Source organism: Flavobacterium soli DSM 19725 (assembly GCF_000422705.1).
Lineage (GTDB): Bacteria > Bacteroidota > Bacteroidia > Flavobacteriales > Flavobacteriaceae > Flavobacterium > Flavobacterium soli.
Genome location: NZ_AUGO01000002.1, coordinates 260,240 through 272,356, shown reverse-complemented (window position 1 = coordinate 272,356; position 12,117 = coordinate 260,240). Strand labels below are relative to the sequence as shown.

Annotated in this window: 9 protein-coding genes; all 9 read right to left on the bottom strand. The window is 36.2% G+C overall.

Annotated features, from left to right (window positions below; translation table 11 throughout):
* Window positions 1–134 precede the first annotated feature (134 nt).
* Window positions 135–446 carry a DUF3467 domain-containing protein gene (locus tag G508_RS0104335; protein ID WP_026704169.1) on the bottom strand — a complete coding sequence of 104 codons (312 nt, stop codon included), beginning with the start codon at window positions 444–446 and terminating at the stop codon, window positions 135–137.
* A gap of 97 nt (window positions 447–543) precedes the next feature.
* Window positions 544–4,854, bottom strand: coding sequence for a DNA-directed RNA polymerase subunit beta' (gene rpoC / locus G508_RS0104330; RefSeq protein ID WP_026704168.1), 4,311 nt, complete (start codon window positions 4,852–4,854; stop codon window positions 544–546).
* A 253-nt stretch (window positions 4,855–5,107) separates the two neighbouring features.
* On the bottom strand, window positions 5,108–8,920 hold the full coding sequence (rpoB, locus tag G508_RS0104325; RefSeq protein WP_026704167.1) for a DNA-directed RNA polymerase subunit beta: 3,813 nt from the start codon (window positions 8,918–8,920) through the stop codon (window positions 5,108–5,110).
* Between the two features lie 254 nt (window positions 8,921–9,174).
* The gene (gene rplL, locus G508_RS0104320) at window positions 9,175–9,546 is read right to left on the bottom strand and encodes a 50S ribosomal protein L7/L12 (protein ID WP_026704166.1); all 372 of its coding nucleotides are present in this window, start codon (window positions 9,544–9,546) and stop codon (window positions 9,175–9,177) included.
* 75 nt (window positions 9,547–9,621) lie between these two features.
* Complete coding sequence (rplJ, locus tag G508_RS0104315; RefSeq protein ID WP_026704165.1) at window positions 9,622–10,116, bottom strand: 50S ribosomal protein L10; 495 nt, start codon at window positions 10,114–10,116, stop codon at window positions 9,622–9,624.
* Window positions 10,117–10,138: 22 nt separating this feature from the next.
* Window positions 10,139–10,828 (bottom strand): 50S ribosomal protein L1, encoded by a 690-nt coding sequence (rplA, locus tag G508_RS0104310; RefSeq protein WP_026704164.1) that lies wholly within the window; start codon window positions 10,826–10,828, stop codon window positions 10,139–10,141.
* 7 nt (window positions 10,829–10,835) lie between these two features.
* Window positions 10,836–11,276 carry a 50S ribosomal protein L11 gene (rplK, locus tag G508_RS0104305; protein ID WP_026704163.1) on the bottom strand — a complete coding sequence of 147 codons (441 nt, stop codon included), beginning with the start codon at window positions 11,274–11,276 and terminating at the stop codon, window positions 10,836–10,838.
* Between the two features lie 70 nt (window positions 11,277–11,346).
* Window positions 11,347–11,898 (bottom strand): transcription termination/antitermination protein NusG, encoded by a 552-nt coding sequence (gene nusG, locus G508_RS0104300; protein WP_026704162.1) that lies wholly within the window; start codon window positions 11,896–11,898, stop codon window positions 11,347–11,349.
* A gap of 6 nt (window positions 11,899–11,904) precedes the next feature.
* Window positions 11,905–12,102 carry a preprotein translocase subunit SecE gene (gene secE, locus G508_RS0104295; protein WP_026704161.1) on the bottom strand — a complete coding sequence of 66 codons (198 nt, stop codon included), beginning with the start codon at window positions 12,100–12,102 and terminating at the stop codon, window positions 11,905–11,907.
* Between the last annotated feature and the right edge of the window lie 15 nt (window positions 12,103–12,117).

Below are 12,117 nucleotides of genomic sequence, written 5' to 3'. Positions count from 1 at the left end.
TTTTTATTATATTTTTTATTATATCCTTAATTATAGTCTTTATAAATAACAATAGCTCTTTTTTACTGCTTTTGAACTGGTATTTGTTATTCAGAAATAAAAAAACCTTTTCATTTCTGAAAAGGCTTTGATTTTTAGGCTTGACCAGTAGGTCCAAAATTTAATGGTATTGGTGGCTGTTCAGTGTCTTTTATTTCTCCGTGAGCTAATTCATACCTATGTATATTTTCACCCATTGCTTTCAACAATCTTTTAGCATGTTGTGGTGTCAGGATAATTCGTGATTTTACTTTAGCTTTTGGTGTTCCTGGCATGATACAAACATAATCCAACACAAATTCTGATGCTGAATGATTGATAATTGCTAAGTTAGAATAAACTCCTTCTGCAGTTTTTTCGTCCAATTCGATATTTATCTGACCTTGATTTTGATTTTGATCGTTCATAAAATTATTTTTAAAAATTTAAATTAAAAAAACCTAACAGAATGATCTGTTAGGTTTAGTAAATATAGAAAGAATATTTTTGCTTTTAGAATAAATTCTAGTAATTGTACTCTTCTTTTGTAGCCATCATTTCATTGAAATCTTCTTTTGATCCTACGATAGTGTTATCGTATTCTCTCATACCAGTTCCTGCAGGAATTCTATGTCCTACAATAACATTTTCTTTCAATCCTTCTAAGTAATCAACCTTACCAGCTACTGCTGCTTCGTTTAATACTTTAGTCGTTTCCTGGAACGAAGCCGCAGAAATAAATGATTTCGTTTGAAGAGATGCTCTTGTGATACCTTGCAATACAGGAGTTGCAGTTGCTGTGATTACCTCACGTGCTACAACTAGATTCTTATCATTACGTTTCAATTGTGAGTTCTCATCACGCAATTCACGAGAAGTAATAATCTGTCCTGGTTTCAAGTTATCAGAATCTCCAGCATCTTCAACCACTTTCATTCCGTATAATTTATCATTTTCAACGATAAAGTCTTTCGTATGAATCAATTGATCTTCAAGGAATAATGTATCTCCTGGATCTTCAACTCTTACTTTACGCATCATCTGACGAATTACAACTTCAAAGTGCTTGTCGTTGATTTTTACACCTTGCAAACGGTATACCTCTTGAATTTCATTTACCAAGTACTGTTGAACAGCAGCTGGACCTTGAATTCTCAAAATATCGTCTGGAGTGATTGCTCCATCCGACAAAGGCACTCCCGCTCTTACGAAGTCATTTTCTTGTACCAGAATCTGGCTTGAAAGTTTCACAAGGTATTTCTTGATTTCACCAAATTTAGATTCAATAACAATCTCACGGTTACCTCTTTTGATTTTTCCAAAAGAAACGACACCATCAATCTCAGAAACTACAGCTGGGTTTGAAGGATTACGAGCCTCTAACAACTCCGTAATTCTTGGTAAACCTCCTGTAATATCACTTGATTTTGATGAACGACGTGGTATTTTTACTAAAATCTTACCTGCTTTAATCTTCTCACCATTTTCAACCATCAAGTGGGCTCCAACTGGTAAGTTATAAGAACGAATCAATTCACCATCTTTACCATAAACCAATAAAGTTGGGATTAATTTTTTGTTTCTTCCTTCAGAAATTACTTTTTCTTGGAATCCTGTTTGCTCATCAATTTCAACCATGAACGATTGTCCTTGCTCTAGATCTTCGTAAGCAATTTTTCCAGTAAACTCAGAAATAATAACTCCATTATATGGATCCCATTTACAAATTACAGTTCCTTTTTCAACTTTATCTCCGTCTTTCACGAAAATACTAGAACCGTAAGGTAAGTTGTGAGTATTCAATATAATTCCAGTTTTCTCATCAACCAGTTTTAATTCAGTAGAACGAGAAACCACAATATCAACAGTATTCCCTTCAGAATCTTCACCTTTAACTGTTTTCAAATCTTCTATTTCTAGACGACCTGCAAAACGTGTAACGATGCTAGATTCTTCAGATAAACCTCCCGCAACCCCTCCAACGTGGAAGGTACGAAGTGTCAACTGTGTTCCTGGCTCTCCAATTGACTGTGCAGCAATTACACCAACAGCCTCACCTCTTTGAGTCATTTTTCCAGTTGCTAGATTTCTACCATAACATTTAGCACAGATACCTTTTGTAGCTTCACAAGTTAATGGAGAACGTACTTCTACTTTCTCAATTGGAGAAGCTTCAATAATTCTCATTATTGCTTCGGTAATTTGCTGACCAGCTTTCACTAAAACTTCAGTTGTCAAAGGATTGATTACATCTTGCAATGCAACACGTCCTAGGATTCTTTCTCCTAAAGTTTCAACGATTTCTTCATTCTTTTTCAATGCAGAAACTTCAACACCTCTTAAAGTACCACAATCCTCAATGTTAACGATAACATCCTGAGAAACGTCGTGAAGTCTTCTTGTCAAGTATCCAGCATCGGCCGTTTTCAAAGCCGTATCCGCTAGACCTTTACGAGCACCGTGAGTAGAAATAAAGTACTCAAGGATAGAAAGACCTTCCTTAAAGTTAGAAAGAATCGGGTTTTCAATAATTTCTCCACCACCGGCTGTAGATTTTTTAGGCTTAGCCATCAAACCACGCATACCAGTCAACTGACGGATCTGTTCTTTAGAACCCCTCGCTCCAGAATCAAGCATCATATATACAGAGTTGAAACCTTGTTGGTCTTCTCTAATATTTTTCATTGCTAATTCTGTCAATTGAGCATTTGCAGAAGTCCAGATATCAATAACTTGGTTGTAACGTTCGTTATTGGTAATAAGACCCATATTATAATTCGCAGAAATACCTTCAACTTGCTCTCTGGCATCAGCGATTAATTGTGTTTTTTGTTCAGGAATTCTAATATCCCCTAAAGAGAATGACAATCCTCCTCTAAAGGCAAATTTGTATCCCATATCTTTCATACTGTCCAAGAAAGCAGCCGTTGTAGGTACATTGGTAACACTTAAAATGTGACCGATAATATCTCTAAGGTTTTTCTTGGTTAATACATCATTGATATAACCCGCAGCTTCTGGAACTACTTCATTAAACAATACACGTCCGGCCGTTGTTTGAATGATTTTGTATACCAATTCTCCATTTTCATTGAAATCTTTTGCTCTAATTTTCACTCTAGCATTCAATTCCAATCTTCCTTCGTTCAAGGCAATATTAACTTCCTCTGCAGAATAAAAAGTTAAATCTTGTCCTAAGATTTTCATTTCTGGAGTTGAAAGACGCTCTTTGGTCATATAATATAGACCCAAGACCATATCCTGAGAAGGTACCGTAATCGGAGCACCGTTTGCAGGGTTCAAGATATTATGGGAAGCCAACATCAATAATTGAGCTTCCAAAATAGCCTCTGGTCCTAATGGCAAGTGAACCGCCATCTGGTCACCATCAAAATCCGCATTAAATGCCGTACAAACCAATGGGTGAAGTTGAATTGCTTTTCCTTCTATCAATTTTGGCTGGAATGCCTGGATACCCAATCTGTGCAAAGTTGGAGCACGGTTAAGCAATACAGGATGACCTTTAATTACGTTTTCAAGAATATCCCAAACAACTGGTTCTTTCTTGTCGATGATTTTTTTAGCTGACTTAACTGTTTTTACAATTCCTCTTTCGATCAATTTACGGATCACGAAAGGCTTGTAAAGTTCAGAAGCCATGTCTTTTGGCAAACCACATTCAAACAATTTCAATTCAGGTCCAACGACGATTACCGAACGAGCAGAATAATCCACACGTTTACCCAAAAGGTTTTGACGGAAACGACCTTGTTTACCTTTTAACGAATCAGAAAGTGATTTTAATGGTCTGTTTGATTCTGTTTTAACAGCTGATGCTTTTCTTGTATTATCGAATAACGAATCTACAGATTCCTGCAACATACGTTTTTCGTTTCTCAAGATTACTTCTGGAGCTTTGATTTCCATCAATCTTTTCAAACGATTGTTACGGATGATTACTCTTCTGTATAAATCATTCAAATCTGAAGTTGCAAAACGACCTCCATCAAGTGGCACCAACGGACGTAATTCTGGTGGAATAACTGGAACTACTTTCATGATCATCCATTCAGGACGATTTTCTCTGTTCAAGTTAGACTCACGAAAAGATTCAACAACTTGAAGTCTTTTTAAAGCTTCAGTCTTACGTTGTTTAGATGTTTCGTTATTGGCAGCGTGCCTTAAATCATAAGACAAGGTATCCAAATCGATTCTTGCCAATAAATCCATGATACATTCAGCACCCATTTTGGCGATGAATTTATTAGGATCATTATCATCTAAATATTGGTTTTCCATTGGAAGAGTGTCCAAGATATTCAAGTACTCTTCTTCTGTTAAGAAATCTAATCTTTGTAATGATTCTCCATCAGGGTTTTTAGCGATACCAGCTTGGATTACTACATATCTTTCATAGTAAATGATCATATCTAATTTCTTAGATGGAAGACCAAGGATATAACCAATTTTGTTTGGAAGTGAACGGAAATACCAGATATGAGCGATTGGTACAACAAGGTTGATGTGTCCTACTCTATCACGACGTACTTTCTTTTCTGTAACTTCCACACCACAACGGTCACAAACGATTCCTTTGTAGCGAATTCTTTTATATTTACCACAAGCACATTCGAAATCCTTAACAGGTCCGAAGATTCTTTCGCAGAAAAGACCATCACGTTCTGGTTTATGCGTTCTGTAATTGATCGTTTCAGGTTTTAAAACTTCACCTCTAGATTCTGCCAAGATGGATTCTGGAGAAGCCAAACCGATTGAAATCTTATCAAACCTTTTTACGGTATTTTTATCTTTATTATTATTTCTATTATTCATCATAGTTTTTACTATTGATTTATTTGCAATTAAAAAATTGAATTCGCTTATATCAAAATTGAATTCTGACGATAAGCACTACCTCGGATTACTTCTCTAAACTTCAAGCCTTTCTTGAAGTGCTAGTTATTAAACTATTTGCTTAATAAAAAATCGGAACGGTTTACGGGTATAAATCCTGAAAACTAATTAAAAAAAAGTGATCAGTATTCAGTGTTCAGCTTTAAACTGATTACTGAATACTGATTACTGAATACTATTCTTCTAAACGAATGTCTAATCCAAGACCTTTCAATTCGTGCATCAATACGTTGAACGATTCTGGCAATCCTGGTTCTGGCATGCTTTCACCCTTAACGATAGCTTCGTAAGTTTTAGCTCTACCAATAACGTCATCCGATTTAACTGTCAAGATTTCACGAAGTGTACTTGATGCTCCATAAGCTTCAAGTGCCCAAACCTCCATCTCTCCAAAACGCTGACCTCCAAATTGAGCTTTACCTCCAAGTGGTTGCTGCGTAATCAACGAGTATGGTCCGATAGAACGGGCGTGCATCTTATCATCAACCATGTGTCCAAGTTTCAACATATAGATAACTCCGACAGTTGCAGCTTGGTGGAAACGCTCTCCAGTTCCACCATCATAAAGATAGGTGTGACCGAAACGTGGAATTCCAGCTTCGTCAGTCAATTCATTGATTTGATCTAGAGTTGCACCATCAAAAATTGGAGTAGCAAATTTTCTACCCAAGTTCATACCTGCCCAACCTAAAACTGTTTCATAAATCTGACCGATGTTCATACGTGAAGGTACCCCAAGTGGGTTCAACACGATATCAACTGGTGTTCCGTCTTCCAAGAAAGGCATATCTTCGTGACGAACAATTCTTGCAACAATACCTTTGTTACCGTGACGTCCCGCCATCTTATCCCCAACTTTCAACTTACGTTTCTTAGCGATATATACTTTAGCCAATTTCAAGATACCAGCTGGTAATTCATCACCAACAGTAATCGTGAACTTCTCTCTTCTCAATGCACCTTGCAAGTCGTTCAGCTTGATTTTATAGTTATGGATCAAATCATTCACTAACTTGTTAGTTTCATCATCTGCAACCCATTGACCTTTGCTCAAGTGAGCGAAATCTTCAACAGAATTCAACATTTTTTGAGTGTATTTTTTACCTTTTGGTAAAACTTCCTCACCCAAATCATTCATAACCCCTTGCGAAGTTTTTCCGTTTACGATATTGAAAAGTTTGTCAACTAATTTGTCTTTCAATTCAACAAATTTCACTTCAAACTCCATTTCAAGAGAAGACAAATCATCTTTATCTTTACCTCTCTTACGTTTATCTTTTACGGCTCTTGCGAATAATTTTTTATCCAAAACAACACCATGTAATGATGGAGAAGCTTTTAACGAAGCATCTTTTACATCACCTGCTTTATCACCGAAGATGGCTCTTAAAAGTTTTTCTTCAGGAGTTGGATCAGATTCTCCTTTTGGAGTAATTTTTCCGATTAAGATGTCGCCAGGTTTAACCTCTGCTCCAATTCTAATCATACCGTTTTCATCTAAATCTTTGGTAGCTTCTTCAGAAACGTTCGGGATATCGTTCGTTAATTCTTCGTTACCTAATTTAGTATCTCTAACATCTAATGAATAATCATCAATATGTATAGAAGTAAAAATATCGTCTCTAACAACTTTTTCAGAAATTACAATCGCATCCTCGAAGTTATACCCTTTCCAAGGCATAAACGCTACTTTAAGGTTTCTACCTAAAGCAAGTTCTCCGTTTTGAGTTGCATAACCCTCAGAAAGTACTTGTCCTAATTTCACTCTGTCTCCTTTTCTTACGATAGGTTTCAAGTTGATAGAAGTACTCTGGTTGGTTTTTCTGAATTTGATCAAATTATAAGTTTTTTCATCTGGGTCAAAACTTACCATTCTTTCTTCTTCGGTTCTGTCGTATTTAATAGTGATGATATTAGCATCAACATATTCAACAGTTCCATCACCTTCAGCATTGATCAATACTCTAGAATCAGACGCCACTTGTCTTTCAAGACCCGTTCCAACAATTGGAGCTTCTGGTCTCAACAATGGTACCGCCTGACGCATCATGTTCGATCCCATCAAGGCTCTATTCGCATCATCATGTTCCAAGAAAGGAATCAATGAAGCCGAAATCGAGGCAATCTGGTTTGGAGCAACGTCCGCATAATGAATGCTTGATGGATCTACAACCGGGAAATCGCCTTCTTCTCTTGCAATAACTTTATCAGCAAGAATAGTTCCGTCAGCATCAATCTCAATATTGGCTTGAGAAATCATTTTTCCTTCTTCTTCTTCAGCACTTAAATATACTGGAGTAGAAACCAAGTCAATTTTTCCGTTTGTAACTTTACGGTAAGGTGTCTCGATGAAACCCATTCCGTTTACTTTCGCATAAACTCCAAGAGAAGAAATCAAACCAATGTTTGGACCCTCTGGTGTTTCAATCGGACATAAACGACCGTAGTGTGTATAGTGAACGTCACGTACCTCAAATCCGGCTCTCTCTCTCGAAAGACCACCAGGTCCAAGGGCAGACAATCTTCTTTTGTGTGTAATCTCAGCCAATGGATTCGTTTGATCCATAAATTGAGACAATTGGTTCGTTCCAAAGAAAGAGTTGATAACCGATGATAATGTTTTAGCATTAATCAAGTCGATTGGTGTAAACACCTCATTATCTCTAACGTTCATTCTTTCACGGATGGTTCTCGCCATACGAGCCAAACCAACACCGAATTGAGCAGAAAGTTGTTCACCAACTGTTCTAACACGACGGTTTGACAAGTGATCGATATCATCAATCTCTGCTTTAGAGTTGATCAATTCGATTAGATATTTAACGATGGTAATGATATCTTCTTTGGTCAAGACTTGCTTTTCCATTGGGATATCCAAACCAAGTTTTTTGTTCATTCTGTAACGACCTACTTCACCTAAGTTGTAACGTTGGTCAGAGAAGAACAATTTATCGATAATACCACGAGCAGTTTCTTCATCAGGCGGTTCTGCATTACGCAATTGTCTGTAGATGTGCTCAACGGCTTCTTTTTCAGAGTTGGTTGGATCTTTTTGAAGCGTGTTGTGGATGATAGCATAATCAGCTTGATTAGCATCTTCCTTGTGCAACAAAATAGATTTAACGTTAGCCTCGATAATCTCTTCCACATTATCTTTATCGATAATAGTGTCACGATCAAGGATGATCTCGTTACGTTCGATAGAAACTACCTCACCAGTATCCTCGTCCACGAAATCTTCGTGCCAAGTATTCAATACACGTGCCGCTAATTTTCTACCTACATATTTTTTCAAACTTGTTTTAGAAACTTTAATTTCTTCAGCAAGGTCAAATATTTCAAGGATATCTTTATCTCTTTCAAAACCAATTGCTCTAAATAGAGTAGTAACTGGTAATTTTTTCTTTCTATCGATATAAGCATACATTACGCTGTTGATATCGGTAGCAAATTCTATCCAAGAACCTTTAAAAGGAATTACTCTGGCAGAATATAATTTAGTCCCATTTGCATGGAATGATTGTCCAAAGAAAACACCCGGTGATCTGTGTAATTGCGAAACAACAACACGCTCAGCACCATTGATAACAAAAGTACCACTTGGCGTCATATAAGGAATTGTTCCAAGATAAACATCCTGTACAATAGTTTCAAAATCTTCGTGCTCTGGATCTGTACAATATAGCTTTAGCCTAGCTTTTAAAGGCACACTATACGTAAGACCTCTCTCTATACATTCTTGAATTGTATAACGTGGTGGATCAACAAAGTAATCTAGGAATTCCAATACAAATTGATTTCTTGTATCTGTAATTGGGAAATTTTCCATGAAGGTGTTATAAAGCCCTTCGTTGCCTCTTTCGTCAGATTTGGTTTCCAATTGGAAGAAATCCTTAAAAGACTTAACCTGAATATCCAAGAAATCTGGATATTGAGGAATATTTTTTGTGGAGGCAAAATTCAATCTTTCGGTCTGATTTGTTATCATCAATGGACAAAATTTTGATTAAAAAAAAGTAGTTTTTTGCGTTTAAGCAGTAAGTAATCCATACTTTATTTTAAAAACAATACATCTTTAAAAATAAACCAAAGTAGGAGTTTATTTATTTCTTCGTATTGATTAAAAGCTTTTTCGTTTTAACTGAATACTAATAAAACTGGATATAATTTTATTATACGAAAAATGGTTTAGGCCATTGGAACATGTCCAAGACCTAAACCTTGTTTCAAAAACTGGTAGTATTATTTAAGCTCAACTACAGCTCCAGCCTCTTCTAATGATTTTTTAAGACCTTCAGCCTCATCTTTAGAAACACCTTCTTTAACGTTAGCAGGAGCTCCGTCAACTAAGTCTTTAGCTTCTTTAAGACCTAAACCTGTAAGTTCTTTTACAGCTTTAACTACTGCTAATTTAGAAGCACCAGCCTCTTTAAGAACAACTGTAAATTCAGTTTGCTCTTCAGCAGCAGCACCAGCATCTCCACCTCCTGAAACTACAACAGCAGCTGCAGCTGGTTCGATACCATACTCGTCTTTTAATATTGTTGCTAAATCGTTAACTTCTTTAACTGTCAAGTTAACTAATTGTTCTGCGAATTGTTTCAAATCTGCCATTTTTTCTATCGTTTAAAATGATTTGTAAAATATAATTTATTATTGTGCGCGTTTTTTTGACTTAATTCAAAAGAATTAAGCAACCTCTTCGTCTTTGAATTGGTTTTTAAGAGCCGAAATAACTCTTTGAGCAGGAGATTGAAGTAATCCGATGATTTCTCCAATAACCTCTTCTTTAGATTTAAGCGAAGCTAATGAATCTAACAAGTTATCTCCGATGTAAATTTCAGAATTGATGTAAGCTCCTTTAAGAACTGGTTTATCTGATTTTTTACGGAACTCTTTCATGATTTTAGCAGGTGCATTTGCTGTCTCAGAAAGGAAAATAGATGTATTACCTTTCAAGATAGATGGCAAATCACCATACTCTTTATCCGAAGCTTCCATTGCTTTTTCAAGCAAAGTGTTCTTAACAACTTCTAATTTGATACCTGCTTTGAAACAAGCTCTTCTTAAGTTTGAAGTAGTCTCTGCATTTAATCCAGAAATGTCTGCTACATAAACAACATTTGTACCGGCTAACTGTGCAGTTAAATCTTCAATCGCGATTGATTTTTCTTCTCTAGTCATACTAAAAATTTTTAACTACCAATTATACAGCTTTAGGATCTAAAGCTATAGCAGGACTCATTGTTGATGAGATGTGGATACTTTTAATGTAAGTACCTTTCGCTGCAGTTGGTTTCATTTTGATTAATGTTTGAATAATTTCATGTGCGTTTTCAGTAATCATGTCAGCTCCAAATGAAACTCTTCCGATTCCAGCATGAACAATACCAGTTTTGTCAACTTTAAAGTCAATTTTACCAGCTTTAACTTCTTGAACAGCTTTCGCAACATCCATAGTTACGGTACCAGTCTTAGGATTTGGCATAAGACCTCTTGGCCCTAAGATTCTTCCTAGAGGACCTAATTTACCCATAACAGCCGGCATAGTGATGATCACATCGATATCTGTCCAACCGTCTTTTATTTTTTGTAAATAATCATCCAAACCTACGTGGTCAGCACCAGCAGCTTTAGCTTCTGCTTCTTTATCTGGCGTTACAAGAGCCAAAACTCTTACATCTTTACCAGTTCCGTGAGGCAATGTTACTACACCTCTTACCATTTGATTTGCTTTTCTTGGATCTACACCCAATTTTACAGCGATATCTACAGACTCGTCAAATTTTGCAGAAGCAACTTCTTTAATCAATGCAGAAGCATCTTTCAAAGAATACAATTTGTTCTTTTCAATTTTTGAAGCAGCCTCTTTTTGCTTTTTTGTCAATTTTGCCATGTTTCTCTTATTTTAAAGGAGAATCTCCAGTTACAGTTATACCCATTGATCTAGCTGTTCCTGCGATCATACTCATAGCAGACTCGATAGTGAATGCATTTAAATCAGCCATTTTGTCTTCAGCAATAGTCTTGATTACATCCCAAGACACGTTTGCTACTTTCTTACGATTAGGCTCACCTGATCCAGACTTTAGCTTTGCAGCTTCCATTAACTGGACAGCAGCTGGTGGAGTTTTTACAACAAAATCAAATGATTTGTCTTTATAAACTGTAATTTGCACAGGGCAAACTTTGCCGGCTTTATCTTGGGTTCTAGCATTAAATTGCTTACAGAATTCCATGATGTTAACACCAGCAGCTCCCAAAGCAGGTCCAACCGGTGGCGACGGGTTCGCAGCACCTCCCTTAACTTGTAGTTTAACTACTTTACTAATTTCTTTAGCCATTTCTTAAATTTTTACATCTATCAATTGGAAGCGATTGATGCGGTTATTATAATATGTGTGTAACAAAAAATTATACTTTTTCAACTTGCATAAAACTCAATTCCAAAGGTGTTTTTCTTCCGAAAATTTTCACCATTACTTCAAGTTTACGCTTTTCTTCATTGATTTTTTCAACCGTTCCATTGAAACCATTGAAAGGACCATCAATAACCTTGATTGTTTCTCCTATGTTGAAAGGAATAGAATGTGTATCAGTTTTAACAGCCAATTCATCGACCTTACCAAGCATTCTGTTTACTTCTGATAATCTTAATGGAACTGGGTCTCCGTTTTTAACTTCTCCCAAAAAACCAATAACACCTGTAATAGACTTTATAATATGAGGAATTTCACCAGCAAGATTAGCCTCTATCATTACATAACCAGGAAAATAAACTTTATCTTTTGTGATTTTCTTACCTTCACGAACCTGCACTACTTTTTCAGTTGGTACAAGAACTTGAGAGATATAATCACTCATTCCTAATCTGCTGATTTCGGTCTCGATATAAGCTTTTACTTTATTCTCTTGTCCGCTAACCGCTCTAACAACGTACCATTTTTTCACATTACTGTCTGTCATCACAAATTAAGCTTTTATCCAATTAAAAAAACCAGCTAATGCTTTTGCAAAAACCTCATCTACTCCCCAAGTTGCCAAGGCGAATAATATTGAAAAAACAGCAACTACAATTGTAAGACGTTGTACTTCTGCCCATTCAGGCCACGTTACATTTGATCTTAATTCAACAAATGCTTCTGATATGTAATTAACAACTTTTGACATTATAATTTTGTTTTA

Bases quoted from the DNA above. Each gene is read 5' to 3' on its own strand.
- secE (WP_026704161.1), bottom strand. From the start codon at position 12,102: ATGTCAAAAGTTGTTAATTACATATCAGAAGCATTTGTTGAATTAAGA.
- G508_RS0104335 (WP_026704169.1), bottom strand. From the start codon at position 446: ATGAACGATCAAAATCAAAATCAAGGTCAGATAAATATCGAATTGGAC.
- rplL (WP_026704166.1), bottom strand. From the start codon at position 9,546: ATGGCAGATTTGAAACAATTCGCAGAACAATTAGTTAACTTGACAGTT.
- rplJ (WP_026704165.1), bottom strand. From the start codon at position 10,116: ATGACTAGAGAAGAAAAATCAATCGCGATTGAAGATTTAACTGCACAG.
- rpoC (WP_026704168.1), bottom strand. From the start codon at position 4,854: ATGATGAATAATAGAAATAATAATAAAGATAAAAATACCGTAAAAAGG.
- nusG (WP_026704162.1), bottom strand. From the start codon at position 11,898: ATGACAGACAGTAATGTGAAAAAATGGTACGTTGTTAGAGCGGTTAGC.
- rplK (WP_026704163.1), bottom strand. From the start codon at position 11,276: ATGGCTAAAGAAATTAGTAAAGTAGTTAAACTACAAGTTAAGGGAGGT.
- rpoB (WP_026704167.1), bottom strand. From the start codon at position 8,920: ATGATAACAAATCAGACCGAAAGATTGAATTTTGCCTCCACAAAAAAT.
- rplA (WP_026704164.1), bottom strand. From the start codon at position 10,828: ATGGCAAAATTGACAAAAAAGCAAAAAGAGGCTGCTTCAAAAATTGAA.